This is a genomic window from Streptomyces sp. NPDC054872, assembly GCF_053610705.1.
In genome coordinates, this window is sequence record NZ_JBSGYY010000046.1 from 48108 (window position 1) to 65289 (window position 17182).

At 69.0% G+C, this 17182-nt stretch carries 17 protein-coding genes; 12 read left to right on the plus strand and 5 right to left on the minus strand.

The window, feature by feature from the left end; genetic code table 11:
• Nucleotides 1–125: 125 nt before the first annotated feature.
• From ACWGIH_RS37520 to ACWGIH_RS37555, 8 genes are all read left to right on the plus strand, one after another.
• Complete coding sequence (locus ACWGIH_RS37520; RefSeq protein WP_453450145.1) at nt 126–1130, plus strand: ABC transporter permease; 1005 nt, start codon at nt 126–128, stop codon at nt 1128–1130.
• 102 nt (nt 1131–1232) lie between these two features.
• Complete coding sequence (locus ACWGIH_RS37525) at nt 1233–3002, plus strand: ABC transporter substrate-binding protein (protein WP_453450144.1); 1770 nt, start codon at nt 1233–1235, stop codon at nt 3000–3002.
• 119 nt (nt 3003–3121) lie between these two features.
• Entirely contained in the window at nt 3122–4123 is a 1002-nt protein-coding gene (locus tag ACWGIH_RS37530) for an ABC transporter permease (RefSeq protein WP_453450180.1), read from the plus strand.
• Nucleotides 4120–5226: an ABC transporter ATP-binding protein gene (locus ACWGIH_RS37535; protein WP_453450143.1), complete on the plus strand. Its 1107-nt coding sequence runs from the start codon at nt 4120–4122 to the stop codon at nt 5224–5226. The genes ACWGIH_RS37530 and ACWGIH_RS37535 overlap by 4 nt, the downstream gene beginning before the upstream one ends.
• Nucleotides 5227–5261: 35 nt before the next feature.
• Nucleotides 5262–6461 (plus strand): ABC transporter ATP-binding protein, encoded by a 1200-nt coding sequence (locus tag ACWGIH_RS37540; RefSeq protein ID WP_453450142.1) that lies wholly within the window; start codon nt 5262–5264, stop codon nt 6459–6461.
• A 108-nt stretch (nt 6462–6569) separates the two neighbouring features.
• A complete protein-coding gene (locus tag ACWGIH_RS37545) occupies nt 6570–7961 on the plus strand; it encodes a M1 family metallopeptidase (RefSeq protein WP_453450141.1) in 1392 nt (463 codons plus the stop codon).
• 74 nt (nt 7962–8035) lie between these two features.
• On the plus strand, nt 8036–8704 hold the full coding sequence (locus ACWGIH_RS37550) for a trimeric intracellular cation channel family protein (protein WP_453450140.1): 669 nt from the start codon (nt 8036–8038) through the stop codon (nt 8702–8704).
• A 110-nt stretch (nt 8705–8814) separates the two neighbouring features.
• Nucleotides 8815–9684 (plus strand): thioesterase family protein, encoded by an 870-nt coding sequence (locus ACWGIH_RS37555; RefSeq protein WP_453450139.1) that lies wholly within the window; start codon nt 8815–8817, stop codon nt 9682–9684.
• Between the two features lie 173 nt (nt 9685–9857).
• Here ACWGIH_RS37555 and ACWGIH_RS37560 read toward each other — a convergent pair whose 3' ends face one another.
• From ACWGIH_RS37560 to ACWGIH_RS37570, 3 genes are all read right to left on the minus strand, one after another.
• On the minus strand, nt 9858–10895 hold the full coding sequence (locus ACWGIH_RS37560; RefSeq protein ID WP_453450138.1) for a YeiH family protein: 1038 nt from the start codon (nt 10893–10895) through the stop codon (nt 9858–9860).
• Nucleotides 10895–11464 carry a cysteine dioxygenase gene (locus ACWGIH_RS37565; RefSeq protein ID WP_453450137.1) on the minus strand — a complete coding sequence of 190 codons (570 nt, stop codon included), beginning with the start codon at nt 11462–11464 and terminating at the stop codon, nt 10895–10897. Before ACWGIH_RS37565 ends, ACWGIH_RS37560 begins: the two co-directional genes overlap by 1 nt.
• A gap of 136 nt (nt 11465–11600) precedes the next feature.
• Complete coding sequence (locus tag ACWGIH_RS37570; protein ID WP_453450136.1) at nt 11601–12506, minus strand: LysR substrate-binding domain-containing protein; 906 nt, start codon at nt 12504–12506, stop codon at nt 11601–11603.
• A gap of 52 nt (nt 12507–12558) precedes the next feature.
• Between ACWGIH_RS37570 and ACWGIH_RS37575 the strand changes: the two genes are divergently transcribed.
• Nucleotides 12559–13548 (plus strand): helix-turn-helix transcriptional regulator, encoded by a 990-nt coding sequence (locus ACWGIH_RS37575; protein WP_453450135.1) that lies wholly within the window; start codon nt 12559–12561, stop codon nt 13546–13548.
• Here ACWGIH_RS37575 and ACWGIH_RS37580 read toward each other — a convergent pair.
• Together ACWGIH_RS37580 and ACWGIH_RS37585 are read right to left on the minus strand one after the other, a co-directional pair.
• Nucleotides 13508–14350, minus strand: a complete 843-nt coding sequence (locus tag ACWGIH_RS37580) for an alpha/beta fold hydrolase (RefSeq protein ID WP_453450134.1) — start codon at nt 14348–14350, stop codon at nt 13508–13510. The genes ACWGIH_RS37575 and ACWGIH_RS37580 overlap by 41 nt on opposite strands.
• A 69-nt stretch (nt 14351–14419) precedes the next feature.
• On the minus strand, nt 14420–15061 hold the full coding sequence (locus tag ACWGIH_RS37585; protein WP_453450133.1) for a TetR family transcriptional regulator: 642 nt from the start codon (nt 15059–15061) through the stop codon (nt 14420–14422).
• 116 nt (nt 15062–15177) lie between these two features.
• On the opposite strand from ACWGIH_RS37585, the gene ACWGIH_RS37590 reads away from it, so the two are divergent.
• From ACWGIH_RS37590 to ACWGIH_RS37600, 3 genes are all read left to right on the plus strand, one after another.
• Complete coding sequence (locus tag ACWGIH_RS37590) at nt 15178–15342, plus strand: hypothetical protein (protein WP_453450132.1); 165 nt, start codon at nt 15178–15180, stop codon at nt 15340–15342.
• Nucleotides 15343–15439: 97 nt separating this feature from the next.
• A complete protein-coding gene (locus ACWGIH_RS37595; RefSeq protein ID WP_453450131.1) occupies nt 15440–15781 on the plus strand; it encodes a hypothetical protein in 342 nt (113 codons plus the stop codon).
• Nucleotides 15782–15829: 48 nt separating this feature from the next.
• Entirely contained in the window at nt 15830–17002 is a 1173-nt protein-coding gene (locus tag ACWGIH_RS37600; RefSeq protein WP_453450130.1) for a cysteine desulfurase family protein, read from the plus strand.
• The last annotated feature ends 180 nt before the right edge of the window (nt 17003–17182 follow it).

A 17182-nucleotide genomic window follows, 5' to 3' on the forward strand; every position in this document is an offset into this window, starting at 1 on the left:
GATCGCGACACCGATGAAGACTCCCGCACCAGGGGCGCTTCGCCCCTGTGTACGACGGACTGATCACGTCGCTACAGCGGCAAGTGCGGGCCGGTCACCACCGGTTGAGAGGGGTCCCTGCCACGATGACGGCACCATTGCATGACACACCTGCGGACGCGGACCCGACAGCGGACGTCGCTCCCGCAGCTGATGCAGGGGTGAAGAAGGTCGAGGGGCGGTCCCTCAAGCAGATTGCCTGGAACCGCCTGAAGCGGGACAAGGTCGCTCTGGCCGGCGGCATCACCGTGCTCGTCCTGGTCTTTGTCGCCGTCTTCGCACCCCTGATCGTCTCCCTGCTGGGCCACCCGCCCAACGAGTTCCATCAGGAAGAGCTGGAAGACCTGACGAACCTGCCCAAGGGCGCGTTCGGCGGCATGAGTTGGGACTTCCTCTTCGGGGTGGAGCCGAACAAGGGCCGCGACGTCTTCAGCCGCATCGTCTACGGAGCCCGCATCTCGCTCCTGGTGGCGTTCCTCGCCGCCGTGGTCGCCGTGGTGCTCGGCACCTTCTTCGGCATCATCGCCGGTTACTTCGGCGGCTGGATCGACGCGACGATCAGCCGTGTCATGGACGTGCTGCTCGCCTTCCCGCAGCTGCTCTTCGTGATCTCCCTGGTCTCGGTGCTCCCCGACGACCTGCTCGGCCTCACCGGCAGCGGCGTCCGCATCGCCGTACTGATCCTGGTGATCGGCTTCTTCGGCTGGCCCTACGTCGGGCGCATCGTCCGCGGCCAGACCCTCAGCCTGCGCGAACGCGAGTACGTGGAGGCGGCCCGCAGCCTCGGCGGCGGCCAACGGCACATCCTCTTCCGTGAGTTGCTGCCGAACCTGGTCGCACCGATCACCGTGTACGCGACGCTCATGATCCCCACCAACATCCTCACCGAAGCGGCACTCAGCTTCCTCGGCGCAGGTGTACGCCCGCCGACGGCCTCCTGGGGCGGCATGCTCCGGGACGCCCTCGCGACGTACGAGCACGATCCGATGTTCATGGTCTTCCCCGGCCTGGCGATCTTCGTGACCGTGCTTGCCTTCAACCTCTTCGGTGATGGGCTGCGCGACGCCCTGGACCCCAAGGGAACTCGTTAAACAGCTCCAACTGGCTTGCCCCTGCCGCAGCGTCAGGTGGCTCTTCCCATGGTTCTCAAGGCAGTCAAAGCCTAGGACCGCGAATCTCGGAGGATGCGAGAAATGCCCACAGGTTCCTCTAAACGACGGTTGACCGCAGGCGCGGCCCTCGTCGTGGCGGCGCTGGTGACCACCACGGCGTGCGGCGGCGGCAGCGACGACGACGACAGCAAGGGCGCGGGCTACAACGCGGCCATCGGCAAGGTCGCGAACGAGTCCACGAAGAAGGGCGGAACGCTCAAGTTCATCGCCAAGCAGGACCTGGACTCGGCGGACCCGCAGCGCGCCTACTACGGCATGACGTGGGACTTCATGCGGTACTACACCCGCACGCTGATCACGTACGACACCAAGCCGGGCGCCGCGTCCAACAAGCTCGTCCCCGACCTCGCCGAGTCCACGGCGAAGATCAGCGACGACGGCAAGACCTACACGTACAAGCTGCGTGACGGTCTCACCTGGGAGGACGGCTCGAAGCTGACCTCCAAGGACATCAAGTACGGCATCGAGCGCATCTGGGCGACCAAGGTCATCACCGGTGGTCCCTCGTACCTGAAGACGACGCTCGACCCCAAGGGCGAGTACAAGGGCCCCTACGACGACAAGTCGAAGGACAAGCTGGGTCTGAAGGCGATCGAGACGCCGGACGACAACACCATCATCTTCAAGCTGCCCAAGAAGAACGGCGACTTCGAGCAGATGCTCGCGATGCCGTCGGGCACCCCGGTGAAGCAGTCCGAGGACACCGGCGCCAAGTACACCCAGCGCCCGTTCTCCTCCGGCCCGTACAAGTTCCAGAACTACAGCGCGGGCAAGAGCATCACGCTCGTCCGCAACAAGAACTGGAAGAAGTCGTCGGACCCGGTCCGTCCCGCGCTGCCGGACAAGATCTCGGTCACCATCTCGGCGAACCTCGAAGAGAACGACAAGCGCCTGATGGAAGGCGACTACGACATCGACATGAATGGCACGGGCATGACCCAGTCGGGTCGTACCACCGCCATTCAGGATCACAAGGACAACGTCGACAACATGCAGACGGACTTCGTCCGTTACGTCGCCCTGGTGACCAAGACGAAGCCGTTCGACAACGAGGCCTGCCGTAAGGCCGTCTTCTACGCCACGGACTTCGCGAGCCTGCAGAAGACCCGTGGCGGTGAGCTCGCCGCCGGTGAGATCGCCACCAACGTCTTCCCGAAGTCGATCAAGGGTCACGACGACTACGACCCGTACGGCATCAAGGAGCGCAAGGGCAAGCCGGACGTCGCCAAGGCCAAGGCCCAGCTCAAGGAGTGCGGCAAGCCGGGCGGCTTCTCGACCAAGATCTCGGCGCGCACCAACCAGCCGGGCGAGGTGGACGCCGCCACGGCGCTCCAGGAGCAGCTGAAGAAGGTCAACATCAACGCCGACGTCGACCAGATCGACGGCGCCGACTCCTCCAGCATCACCGGCTCTCCCTCGGTGGTGAAGAAGCGCGGCATCGGCATGACGATGGCGGGCTGGGGTCCGGACTTCCCGACCGGCCAGGGCTACGCCCAGCCGCTGTTCGACAGCCGCTTCATCGCTGAGAACGGCAACTACAACGAGTCCCAGATCGACGAGCCGAAGATCGACAAGTACTTCGACGACGCGATCGGCACGGTCGACCCCGACAAGGCCGGTGAGATCTACACCGATCTGGCCCACGAGATCGTCGACAAGGCGTACTGGATGCCCTTCATCTACGAGAAGAACATCTCCTGGCGTTCCTCGCGGGCGACCAACGTCTACTCGTCCGCCGCGTACAGCGGTCGTTACGACTACATCTCGCTCGGTGTGAACGACAAGAAGTAGTCCCCGCCGCAAGGCAGTCCCACCCGCCGAATCCCGCCAGTCCGAAGGGCAGGTGATGGCCCCGGGCGATGGCCGGAGCTCCTCACGAGGGGGCTCCGGCCACCGCCGGGCCGCGCACAGTGCTTGCTTATCTCATCCGGCGCCTGATCGCCGTCGTCATCATGGTGCTGGTCGTACTGCTCGCGACCTTCACCGTCTTCTTCATGCTGCCCAAATGGGCGGGACAGGACATCGCCGTCCTCTTCGCCGGGAAGTCGTCCGGTGCCGAGCAGCTCGCGGGCATCCGGATCAAACTGGGTCTTGACGACCCTCTGCTCGTCCAGTTCTGGGACTTCGTCAAGGGCATCCCGATGGGGCGTGACTACGCCAACGGGAACGACGTCACCCACTGCCCGGCCCCCTGCTTCGGATACTCCTTCCGTACCGAGGCGCCCGTCTGGGAGACCCTCAAGGACGCCCTGCCCGTCACCGCGGCGCTCGCCGCCGGCGCGTGTGTGCTGTGGCTGGTCGCCGGTGTCGCCACCGGTGTGCTCTCCGCACTCAAGCGGGGCACCATCTGGGACCGTTCCGCGATGATCACCGCCCTCGGTGGCGTCTCGCTTCCGGTCTTCTTCACCGGCATGATCGCGATGGGGCTCTTCGTCCACACCCTCGGCTGGGTGGAGATCGAGGACACCCTCACCACGGACGATCCGATCAACATCTGGTTTGAGACCCTGATCCTGCCGTGGATCGTGCTCGCGTTCCTCAACGCCGCCATGTACGCGCGACTCACCCGCGCCACCATGCTGGAAGTCCTCGGCGAGGACTACATCCGCACCGCGCGCGCCAAGGGCCTCGGTGAGGCCGTCGTCATCAGGCGGCACGCGCTGCGCTCCGCCATGACGCCGATCCTCACCGTCTTCGGCCTGGACCTCGGTGTGCTCATGGGCGGCGCCGTCCTCACCGAATCCACGTTCAACCTGCCGGGGCTCGGTCTGGAGGCGGTCAAGGCCATCAGCAACAAGGACCTGCCGGTGATCCTCGGTGTCACCCTGTGCGCGTCGCTCGCGATCGCACTGGCCAACCTCGTCGTCGACCTTCTGTACGCCGTCATCGACCCGCGAGTGAGGCTGGGATGACCGAACTGCACAAGACCGGAGCGGCGGTCGGTGAACCCACCGACGTCACAGCCGACTCGGTCGCTCCCACCGCCTTCCTCGAAGTACGCGATCTCAAGGTGCACTTCCCGACCGACGACGGCCTGGTCAAGTCCGTCGACGGGCTCAGCTTCAAGCTGGAGAAGGGCAAGACCCTCGGCATCGTCGGCGAGTCCGGCTCCGGCAAGTCGGTCACCTCGCTCGGCATCCTCGGCCTGCACACCGCCGGCCAGTACGGCAGTCGCAAGCCGCGTCTTTCCGGCGAGATCTGGCTGAACGGCACGGAGCTGCTCAGCGCGGACCCGAACGAGGTGCGCAAGCTGCGCGGCCGCGAAATGGCGATGATCTTCCAGGATCCGCTGTCCGCGCTGCACCCGTACTACTCCATCGGCCAGCAGATCACCGAGGCGTACCGGGTCCACCACAAGGTGGACAAGAAGGTCGCCCGCAGGCGTGCCGTCGAGATGCTCGACCGGGTGGGCATCCCCCAGCCGGACAAGCGCGTCGACAGCTACCCGCACGAGTTCTCGGGTGGCATGCGCCAGCGCGCGATGATCGCGATGGCCCTGGTGAACAACCCCGAGCTGCTCATCGCGGACGAGCCGACGACCGCCCTCGACGTCACCGTCCAGGCGCAGATCCTCGACCTCATCCGCGATCTGCAGAAGGAGTTCGGCTCCGCGGTCATCATGATCACGCACGACCTGGGCGTGGTCGCCGAGATGGCGGACGAGCTGCTCGTGATGTACGGCGGGCGCTGCGTCGAGCGCGGCACCGCGGAGAAGGTCTTCTACGAGCCCCAGCACCCCTACACCTGGGGCCTGTTGAGGTCGATGCCGCGCATCGACCGTGAGCAGACCGACCGTCTCGTGCCGGTGAAGGGCTCCCCGCCCAGCCTGATCAACCTGCCTACGGGCTGCGCCTTCAACCCGCGCTGCCCGTACGCGGACATCCCCAAGGACCAGATCACCCGCCGTGAGCGCCCCGACCTGCGTGAGGTCGAGCCCGGGCACTTCACCGCCTGCCACATGTCGCAGGACGAGCGCACCCGGATCTGGACCGAAGAGATTGCGCCGAACCTGTGAAAGACGACACGAAAGACCAGGCGGAGGGCCAGGAGATGACGATCCCGGCACAGGCGAAGAGCTCGGTCGAACCGCTGCTCAAGGTCGAAGGCCTGGTGAAGCACTTCCCCATCAAGAAGGGGCTGCTGAAGCGCCAGGTGGCGGCCGTCCAGGCCGTCGACGGGCTCAGCTTCGACGTGCGTCCCGGTGAGACGCTGGGCGTCGTGGGCGAGTCGGGCTGCGGCAAGTCGACGATGGGCCGCCTGATCACCCGTCTGCTCGAACCGACCGCGGGCCGCGTGGAGTTCGAGGGCGTGGACATCACGCACCTGAACACCGGCAAGATGCGGCCGCTGCGCCGCGACGTGCAGATGATCTTCCAGGACCCGTACTCGTCGCTGAACCCACGGCACACCATCGGCACGATCGTCGGTGCGCCGTTCAAGCTGCAGGGCGTCAAGCCCGAGGGCGGCCTGAAGAAGCACGTGCAGGAGATGCTGGAGCGGGTGGGGCTCAGCCCCGAGCACTACAACCGCTACCCGCACGAGTTCTCCGGCGGTCAGCGCCAGCGCATCGGCATCGCGCGTGCGCTCGCCCTGCGGCCGAAGCTGGTCGTGGCCGACGAGCCCGTCTCCGCCCTGGACGTGTCCATCCAGGCGCAGGTGGTCAACCTCCTGGACGACCTGCAGGACGAGCTCGGTCTCACGTACGTGATCATCGCGCACGACCTCTCGGTCATCCGGCACGTCTCGGACCGCATCGCGGTGATGTACCTCGGCAAGATCGTGGAGCTGGCGGACCGCAAGGACCTCTACTCCACGCCGATGCACCCGTACACCAAGGCGCTGCTCTCCGCGGTGCCGGTGCCCGACCCCAGGCGGCGCGGCGCCAAGAGCGAGCGCATCCTGCTGCGCGGTGACGTCCCCTCGCCGATCGACCCGCCCACCGGCTGCCGTTTCCACACGCGCTGCTGGAAGGCGACGGAGATCTGCGCGAAGACCGAGCCGCCGCTGATCCCTCTCGCCTCCGGTCACCAGGTGGCGTGCCACCACCCGGAGAACGCCGAGGACCAGCAGCCGGGCGACACCAAGCTGCTGCAGGTCGCCAAGGAGGCGATCGACGTGGTGTCGGTGGTGAGCAAGGCGGAGGAGACGGCCGAGGAGGCCGCTGCCCCGAAGAAGACCGTCGCGAAGGGTGCTCCCGACAAGGACGCCCCCGAAGCGGAAGCCAAGGGTCAGGAGTCAACTGACAAGTAACGCCTGATGACTTGGTAAAAATCAGTCACCAGGTCATGTACACGCCCATACGGGAGAGTGCAGAGTCTGCGTGTCCGTCTCATCGGAACACGCGCGAAGGGATGACTCATGGCACTCTCCCGTTCGGCACGTCTGGGGGCACTGGCCACCGCCGCCGCCTCTTTCTGCTTGATCGCCGCCGCACCCGCACCGCACCCCGGCTCGCCCGGCGTCGGCGACCCGTACTTTCCGCTGCTCGGCAACGGCGGGTTCGACGTACGCCATTACGGCCTCGACGTGGCGTACAACCCCGACACCGACCGCCTCGACGGCCGCACCACGATCACCGCGCGCGCCACCCAGAACCTCTCCTCCTTCGACCTCGACCTCCAGAAGCTGCAGGTCACGAAGATCGAGGTGAACGACAGACGCGCGAAGTTCACGCGTAACGGCGACGAGATACGCATCAGCCCGCGCGACAGCCTGCGCAAGAACAAGACGTTCACCGTTACCGTCACCTACGGCGGCGTGCCCGAGCCGCTGAGCGGCCCCATCGTCTTCGGCTCCGACTACGGCTGGATGAAGACCACCGACGGCGTCTTCGTCGCCTGCGAGCCCAACGCCGCCTCGACGTGGTTCCCCTCCAGCGACCACCCCTCCGACAAGGCCGCCTTCGACATCCGCATCAAGGCGCCCAAGGGCCTGACCGGGGTCTCCAACGGCCGGCTCGTCGACACGTACACCAAGGGCGGACAGACCGTCGCCCACTGGCGCGAGTCCAAGCCCATGGCGACGTATCTCGCGACCGCGACCATCGGCAAGTTCGACGTGAAGAAGGGCAGGACCCCGGGGGGCACCCCGATCTACGTCGCTATCGACCCCGTTCTCGAGAACAGCAACAACGTCGACGTGTACGGCGTCACGGCCGAGGTCACCGACTACTGGTCGAAGATCTTCGGTCCTTACCCCTTCGAGGAGACGGGCGCGATCGTCGATGACATGCCGCAGGCGGGCTTCTCCCTGGAGACGCAGACCAAGCCGGTCTACTCCGCGATCCGCAGTGAGTCGACCATCGCGCACGAGGTCGCCCACCAGTGGTTCGGCGACTCCGTGACGCCCGCGAAGTGGAACGACATCTGGCTCAACGAAGGCTTCGCGACCTACTCCCAGTGGCTGTGGAGCGAGCACAAGGGCACCCAGTCCGCCCGTGACGCCTTCCTCGCCGGCTACAACTCGCGCCCCGCCGACTCGGCCTTCTGGCAGATCACCGTCGGCGACCCGCAGCGCGACACGATGTTCGCCTCCGCCGTCTACCAGCGCGGCGCGATGACGCTCCAGGTTCTGCGCGAGCGCATCGGCGACAAGGCGTTCTTCAAGCTGCTCCCCGCCTGGGCCGCGCAGCAGCGCTACAGCAACGCCACGACCGCCGAGTTCATCCGGCTCGCCGAGAAGATCTCGGGAAAGCAGCTCGACGCGCTGTTCGAGACGTGGCTGTTCACGAAGGGCAAGCCCGCCCTGTAGCGGCGCCCGCGGCGCTGCCGCCGCGCGGTGCCGCCCTGGTGAGGCCCGCGACGGCGGGCAGGTAAGAATGTCGCGTGATCCAGGATCTGTTCAGTCCCTCCGTCCAGCACGCGCTCGACATCGTCGGAATCTTCGTTTTCGCGATCTCCGGCGCCCTGCTCGCCGTACGCAAGAACTTCGACGTCTTCGGCATCGTCGTGCTCGCCGAGGTCACCGCGCTGGGCGGGGGGATCTTCCGTGACGTGGTCATCGGGGCGGTGCCGCCCGCCGCCTTCGTCGACCTCGGTTACTTCATCACGCCGCTGTTCGCGGCCGCCCTGGTCTTCTTCCTGCACCCGGAGGTGGAGCGCACCCAGCTCGCGGTGAACGTCTTCGACGCGGCAGGCCTCGGCCTCTTCTGCGTCACCGGCACGACCAAGGCGTACGACTACGGCCTCGGCCTCACCGCGTCGGCGGCCCTTGGGCTCGCCACCGCGGTGGGCGGTGGTGTGCTGCGCGACATCATCGCCAACGAGGTGCCCTCGCTGGTGCGCTGGGACCGTGACCTGTACGCCGTGCCCGCCATCGTCGGATCCGCGATGGTCGCGCTCTGCATCAACTACGACATGGTGAACGCCTTCACCAGCACTCTCGCCGTGATCACGACCTTCGTCCTGCGGCTGCTCGCGCTGCGGTACCACTGGCGGGCGCCCCGGGCCTGGCACCGGCGGTCCACCGCGGTCGAGGTGGAGGAAGCGGGGTAGCGGGACAGCGGGACGGGATGCCTGCGTACCGGGATACCGGGCAGCGGGTCGGAGCATCGGTCCGGCAGAAAAAGCTACCGCTCAGTAATTACTTGTTGTACGTTGCTGGTATGGCAGAGGCAACATCCCTAGCGGCAGCGGTGCCCGCGAGCATCGGCGACAGCGAGTTCGATCGCGACACCGCGGTCACCCGGCGGGAGCCCGGTGTCTACGACATCGATCTCTCCGCGGGCTGGACGATCATCAACGCCGTCAACGGCGGCTATCTCCTCGCGGTCCTCGGCCGCGCGCTCGCCGACGCGCTGCCGCACGCGGACCCCTTCACGGTCTCCGCGCACTACCTGACGGCGTCCCACCCCGGGCCCGCCGTGATCCGCACGGACACGGCACGTGCCGGGCGGACCCTGTCGACCGGGCAGGCCTCGCTCTTCCAGTACGACGAGGAGGGGCGCGAGGTCGAACGCATCCGTGTGCTCGCCTCGTACGGAGATCTGGCGGGGCTGCCCGACGACGTCCGTACGACGGCCAAGCCGCCCGCGCTGCCGCCGATCGAGCAGTGCTTCGGCCCCCAGGACGCTCCGGACCACCGGCCGGTGCCCGGCAGCTCCGCGATCAGTGACCGGCTCTTCCTGAAGCTGGACCCCTCCACCCTGGGGTGGGCCCTCGGCCAGCCCTCCGGCAAGGGGGAGATGCGCGCCTGGTTCGGCCTCGCGGACGGCCGGGACGCGGATCCGCTGTCGCTGCTGCTCGCGGTGGACGCGCTGCCGCCGACCGCCTTCGAGCTGGGCATCTCCGGATGGGTGCCGACGGTGGAGCTGACGGTGCATGTCCGGGCGAAGCCCGCGCCGGGCCCTCTCCGCGTCTCGATCACCACGCGGAACCTCGCGGGAGGCTTCCTGGAGGAGGACGCGGAGGTCTGGGACTCCGCGGACCGCCTGGTGGCCCAGTCGCGGCAGCTGGCGCGGGTGCGGTTGGGCTGAGAACCCGCCGGCGCAGGGGCCTTGGTGGCTGTCATCACCGGCTCCGCCGAGTTCGTCCTCGAACGCCGGACGGGCTGAAATTTCCCCGGCCAGGGGGAATCTTTCAGCCGTCCGGCGATTGAGGACGCTCCGGCGCAGACGGTTTTCGGGAAGGGTCGGGGAAAAGGAAATCCCTACCCGACCACCACCACCCCCACATACGAAACCCCCGCCACCACCACCCACGCACACAGCCCAAGCGCCGCCACGCGCCCGCCCGTTCGGGTGAGCGAGGGCAGGTCCACCGCCGCGCCGAGGCCGAACAATGCCGCGGCCAACAGCAGTTCCTGGGCGTGGCCCGCCAGGTCCAGTGCGGAACCCGGCAACCAGCCCGTGCTCCGTACCGCCACCATCCCCAGAAACCCCGCCACGAACAGCGGCAAAACCGGCGGCCTCCGTTTCCCCGCCCCGCGCGCCACAGAACGCGCCCGCAGCGAGAGACCCACCCCCGCCACCAGCGGCGCAAGCATCGCCACCCGCATCAGCTTCACCAGAACCGCATCCCCGAGCGCCCCCGCCCCAGCGGTCTGCGCGGTGGCCACCACCTGGCCCACGTCGTGGACACTGGCCCCGGCCCAGCGGCCGAATTCCGCGTCGCTCAGCGCCAACGGCCCCTGCAGCAAGGGCAGTACGGCGATGGCAAGCGTCCCGCACAGCGTCACGAGCGCCACCGAGACCGCCGCGTCCCGTTCCTCGCTCTCGGTGGCCTCACTGACCGCGCCGATCGCGGACGCCCCGCATATCGAGTACCCGGTGGCGATCAGGAGCGGCTGGTCGCCGGGCAGCCCCATCCGGCGGCCGAGCCACCACGTCCCGAAGAACGTCGCCGCCACCACTCCGAGCACCATCACCACCGACGCCCAGCCGAGGCCGAGGACGTCGTCAAGGCTCAGCTTCAGGCCGAGCAGCACGATGCCGAGCCGCATCAGCCGCTTCCCGGCGAGCGAGAGCCCCGCCTTCCCGGGACCCCGTACGACCGCGCGCACACCCGGCACATGCGCCGCCGCGAGGCCGAGCACCACCGCAGCCGTCAGCATCGGTACGGCCGGGATGAGGGCATGCGTCGTCCAGGCCGCCGCGACGCCGAGCGCGGCAAGACCGAGCCCCGGCAGCGGGCGAGGTCCGGGAGGCGTGACCGGGGTGACCTGCTGACGCTGTCCCAGAAGCGCCATCAGCGGTCGGCCGGCAGGTCGTACACCCGGCGCACGCTGGTGCCCAGGCGGGAGATGTCCGCGCCGTACACGTGGAGCGAGACCGCCCGCCGCGTGCCGCCGTTCCAGACCCGGTGGATGTCGCCGGGCGGCGCGAAACCGCACACCGTGCCCTGCCGGTTGACCAGGTCCTCCGTGGCGGCGAGCCGCGCCGGGGTGTCGCCCGACGCCGGGACGAGGCGGTAGCGCCGCTCGTGCTCCGCGCCCTCGTGGACGCCGGTGACGCACCAGGAGACGTGGTCGTGAACCGGCGTGTGCTGGCCCGGCAGCCAGACGATGCCGACCACCGAGAAGCTGCCGTCGTGCTCGGCGTGCAGCAGGTGCTGCCGGTAGCGCTCGGGGTCACCGGAGCGTTGTTCGCCGGTGAGCAGATCGGCGGCGCCCAGATGCGGCGCGAGCAGTTCACCGACCAGGTACGCCGTCAGGTCCGGCGGAAGCCCCCGGCCGACGGCCTCGCGTATGCCGGAGACGAGGGTGTCCAGACGCCCGGTGGTGCGGGCCGCTCGGTACGCGGTGGCAGAGGTACTCATAGGGGCAGCGTCCTGCCGCCTATCCATCACGTCCAACGACAGTTTCTAAGCCACTCCCCAACTTCTGCTTATGGATGGAGGGGGAGGAGGCGTCAGAGAAGGCAGAGAAAACGACGGAGGGGCCGGTCCGCCCGGCTCAGCAGCCCACCCGGTTCGCCGCGACCGCCTTCAGTTCGTCGAGCACCAGCGCCGTCGCCGGAATCCGCAGATGCTCCCGCAGCGCGTACGCCGAGACCTGGCGCCGTGACGCCGGGTCGAGGGCCCGGCCCGTCACCTGACGGTGGCGCAGGAAGTCGAGGACGAGCCCCGGCATCATCGCGATCCCGAGGCCCTCGGCGACCAGGCTCTGGATGACGAGGTTGTCGTCCGTGGTGAAGGCGATGTCGGGCGCGAAGCCCTGTTCCGCGCATTCGTGCAGGAAGTTGGCGCGGCAGCGCAGGCAGCCCGCGATCCAGCGCTCGCCCGCGAGGTCGACGAGCCGGACGGAACGGCGCCGGGCCAGCGGATGGCGGGACGGCATGAGGACCGTCAACTGGTCCTCCATCAGCGGGATTTCCACCACTTCATCCGGTACGTCCTCGTGCAGACCGGGATAGTGGAAGGCCAGGGTGACATCGCAGTCACCGTCGACGAGGCGCTGCAGCGACTCGGGCGGCTCGTTCTCCTGGAGTTCGACCCGCACCCCGGGGTGGCTCGCCGCGAGCCGGGACAGCGCCTCGGGGATGAGGGTGGCGTTGGCGCTGGGGAAGGCGCAGATGCGGACGCGGCCGGTGCGCAGGCCCGTGATGGCGTTCATCTGCTGCTGGGCGGCGTCGATGTTGCCGAGGATGATTCCCGCGTGCCGGGACAGCGCCTCGCCCGCCTCGGTCAGCCGCATCCTGCGGCCGACGCGGGTGAACAGGACCGTGCCGACGGACCGTTCGAGCGCCTTCATCTGCTGGGTGATCGCGGGCTGCGTATAGCCGAGTGAGCGGGCGGCGGCGGAGTAGGAGCCGGTCCGGACCACTTCATGGAATGACCTGATGTGCCGGGAATCGAACACGCCTGAATCATAAGCATGATCCGGAGAGGGCCGACAGGCCATCCTTGACCGGGTGAAATCCGACCGGCTGCTCTCGATCCTGCTGCTGCTCCAGACCCGCGGGCAGGTTCCCGCCCATGAACTCGCCGAGCGGCTCGAAGTCTCCGTACGCACCATCTACCGCGACATCGAGGCGCTCTCCGCCTCCGGCGTCCCGGTCTACGCGGAGCGCGGGCGGCACGGCGGCATCGCGCTCCTGCCCGGCTTCCGTACGGACGTCACGGGGCTCACGGCGGACGAGTCACGGGCGCTGTTCATCCTGGCCGCGCAGGGCGCGCACGCCGCGCTCGGGCTCGACGAGGCGCTCGGCTCCGCGCTGCGCAAGGTCATGGCGGCGCTGCCCGCACCGCACCGCCCCGCCGCCGAGCTGACGAGCCGGCGCATCCTCGTCGACTCGGCGCGCTGGATGCCGGGGCCCCGCGGATCGGATCCGGTCGCCGTCGATCTCGACGTACTGCAGGACGCCGTCTTCAGCGACCGGCGGCTGCGGCTGCGCTACCGGCACAGCGGTGACGCGTCGCCCAGCGCCTACACGGTGGATCCGTACGGCCTCGTCTCCAAGGCGGGCGTCTGGTATCTGGTCGCCGACCGGCACGGCTCCCCGCGGCTCTTCCGCGCCGACCGTGTGCAGGCCGCGACCCTCGCGGACCAGCCCGTCCGGCGCAGGCCCGGCGTCGAACTCGCCGATGTCTGGGGTGTGCTGAAGCGCCAGGTCGAGGACCGGCCGGTCGGCGTCGACGTGACGGCGCGGGTCGCGCGGGACCGTTTCGCCCAGTTCCTGCGCCTCAAGGGGCAGTTTCTGAGCGCGCCCCCCGAGGACGACGGGGAGAGCGAGTGGATCACTGTCCGGCTCGGATTCGGCGACGTCGGTGACGCCCGCACGCTGCTCCCGTTCGCCGCCGGCGTGGAGGTCCTGTCGCCGCCCGAGGTCCGCGCCGAGCTGGCGGGCGCTGCCGCCGCCGTCAGCGACCTGTACGCAGGAAACGGCTCAGCTCGCCGGTGAGCTCGGCGGGCGCGTCCTCCTGTACGAGGTGTCCCGCCCCCTCGATCAGCCGCAGCTCGGCGCCGGGGATCAGCTTGGCGAGCTCGTGGCCACGCTCCACCGGGATCCAGGTGTCGTCCGTGCCCCAGCAGATGAGCACGGGCAGCTCCAACTCCCCGTAGCGTCCCTGGACTTCATCGGTGTACCGCTGGTCGTTCTGCTCGATCTGCCGGTAGAACGCGGGCCTGCCCTCCTCGGTGCACCAGGGCTCGACGAGGCGGTCGAGCACCGCCGGGTGCAGGCCGCGGTGGCTCGCCGAGCTGACGTACTCGCGCACGAGCGCCTCGTGCAGGGCGGGCGGCAGCTGGGTGAAGACGTCGGCGTTCGCGCCGAGCAGGCGGTAGGTGGGGGATCCCCAGGGGGCGAGGGCCACCGGGTCGACGACCGCGAGGCGTTCATAGCGGGCGCCGTGCAGGAGGTGGGCGCGCAGGGCGACGCAGCCGCCGAAGTCGTGGGCCACGACCGCAGGCCGGTCGAGACCCCAGTGGGTGAGGAGCTCGGTGAGGACGCGGGCCTGCGCGGCCAGCGACACGTCCTGCCCGGAGCGCATCTCGGAGGCGCCGTAGCCAGGCAGGTCCCATGCGTACACGCGGTGTTCGCGGGAGAGCGCGCGGGCCACGCCCCGCCAGACGTACGAGGAGAAAGGGGTGCCGTGGACCAGGACGACGGGCGGTGCGTCCGTGGGGCCGATGGCGGTCCAGCGGACGGCGCCGGTCGGTCCCGCGAAGGTCTGGTCGAGCGTCCAGTCGCGATCGGTCGTCATGACCGTAAGGCTAGTAGCTCCTTACCGCAGTGTCGAGGCTCGCGGTCGACAGCCGTGCCACGCCTCGTTTCACTGCTCGTCCAGCCAGTGGCGCCGCCCGAGCGAGACCAGGCGCAGCTGCCTGCGCGCGCCGGCCGCCACCCGTTCCTCGGTGCCGGGCGCCGCCTCGAGGAGTGCGGACGCCGTCATCACCATGTGATCGACGTACATCCTGGCCAGCATCAGGAGATCGTCCTCGTCCCAGCCCGCGGACTCGGGCTCCAGGGCGAACTGGGCCTTCACCTCCTGGGCGAACAGGGCGAGTTGATCGCCTATCGCGGACCGCACGGCCTGCACCCCGCCGTGCTGCTCGCGCGCGACGAAGCGGACGTGCGCGGGGTGCGTGCGCACATAGGCGACGATCAACTCGACCGTGGCCGCGATGCGTTCCTCGCCGTCGCTGTCCCGGCTGCCGTCGCCGGTCGCCGCGAGGAGCGCGACGAGCGTGGTGTGCAGGCTGCTCAGCGCCTCCTCGACCAGGGCCACACCCAGGTCGGCCATGTCGCGGAAGTGCCGGTAGAAGGCGGTGGGGGCCACGCCGACGGCACGGGTGACCTCGCGCAGTCCCAGGCTGCTCAGGCTCTGCTCCTCGAGCAGCTGGAGCGCCGCGTCGAGGAGTGCCTGCCGGGTTTTCTGCTTCTGGGCCTGCCGGATGCCGAGAGTGTGACTCATGCCATGCAGTTAACAACTGTTCTCCGGGATTGGAAAGCCGGAGAGGCGGTACTCTCTATGTCAGTGAACAGTTGTTACCACAAGCGTTCACCGAAGTCCCCGACGAGAGGCATCCCATGTTGTTCCTCGTAGCCGCCCTCCTGCTGCTCGGTGTCGCCCTGGGCTCCGTCGCTCACGCGCCGCTCCCCGTCAGCCTCGTGGCCGCCGTCGTGATCGGCGTCTGGCTCATGGTGTTCGCGGTCCGCGAGCGACACTCGCGCCGCCGGTCCCACCAGTCCTGAGCGCGGCACGCCTGATCCGCTCTGGATCGGAGCTGATCCGCACCAGGAACCGACCTGATCCGCACTTGATCCGTACGGCCCCGAAAGGAGACGCACCATGGGACTCACCACCACCGCCCCCCGCTCCGAGACCACCACGTCCGCCACGTCGAACACGTCCGCCGCATCCGCCACGTCTGGCCCCGCCCCCGCCCCCACCGGCCGGCGCGACACCGACGGCATGGCCGTCGCCTCGTTCGTCCTCGGCCTGCTCGGGCTGCTCGTCCTGAACCTCTTTCTCGGTCCGATCGCGATCGTCCTCGCGAGCATCGCGCTCATGCGCGGGACCAGCCGAAAGGGCCGCGCGATGCTCGGACTCGGGCTCGGTGTGGCCGATCTCGTCGTCCTCGCCGTACTGATGTCCATGGACAACACCGTGTCCTGGGGTCTCGCGGGCTGACACCGCTTGGACGCGGGGCACGGCGAGGCTCGTAGAATCGTGCCCACCATGGCCTACCTCGACCACGCAGCGACCACTCCGATGCTTCCGGAGGCGATCGCGGCGATGACCGCCCAGCTCGCCGTCACCGGCAACGCCTCCTCACTGCACGCCGCGGGGCGCCGGGCTCGACGCACCGTCGAGGAGGCCCGCGAGACGCTCGCCGAGTCGCTCGGCGCGCGCCCCAGCGAGACCGTCTTCACCGCGGGCGGCACCGAGGCCGACAACCTCGCCGTGAAGGGCCTGTACTGGGCGCGGCGTGATGCCAAAAACGGAGCGCCCGCGCGGACCCGCGTCCTCGCCAGCCCCGTCGAGCACCACGCCGTCCTCGACGCCGTGCACTGGCTCGGCGAGCACGAAGGCGCCACCGTCGAGTACCTCCCCGTCGACGCGTACGGCCGCGTGCACCCCGAAACGTTGCGCGAGGCGATCGAGCGCAATCCCGACGACGTCGCCCTCGCCACCGTCATGTGGGCCAACAACGAGATCGGCACCGTCCAGCCGATCCGTGAACTGGCCGATGTGGCGCGGGAGTTCGACATCCCGCTGCACGCCGACGCGGTGCAGGCCTTCGGTCAGCTGCCCGTTGACTTCGGCGCGTCCGGGCTCGCCGCGATGACCGTGTCAGGCCACAAGATCGGCGGCCCCTACGGCATCGGGGCGCTGCTCCTCGGCCGCGAGTACAGCCCCGTGCCCGTCCTGCACGGCGGCGGGCAGGAGCGTCATGTGCGCTCCGGGACGCTCGACGTGCCCGCGATCGCCGCGTTCGCCGTGGCCGGGAAGCACGCCGCCGGACAGCGTGACTGGTTCGCCCGGGAGATCGGCGGCCTGCGGGACGATCTGATCACCGCGGTGCGCGCGGAGGTCCCCGGCGCGATCCTGGGCGGAGACCCGGTCGACCGGCTGCCCGCGAACGCGCACTTCACCTTCCCCGGCTGCGAGGGTGACTCCCTTCTGCTGCTGCTCGACGCCCAGGGCATCGAGTGCTCCACCGGCTCGGCCTGCACGGCGGGCGTGGCCCAGCCGAGCCACGTCCTGCTCGCCACCGGCACCGACCCCGACCTGGCCCGCGGCACGCTCCGTTTCTCCCTCGGGCACACCTCGACCAAGGCGGACGTGGCCGCGGTGGCGCAGGCGATCGGACCGGCGGTGGAACGGGCGCGGACGGCGGGACTGAGCTGAGACCTGCCCGCTTTACGGCAGTACGTGACGAGGCTAACGCCGGACTGGGCTGACCTCCCCCTGAGTTGATGCCGGTTTCGGCCGCTATAGGTCGGACAGGCACAGGAGCGGGCGACGAGGCCCACAGTCGGCCGATCTATGCTTGCCGCTCGCGAGTCCGCTCCGCGCGTTCGGGGCTGC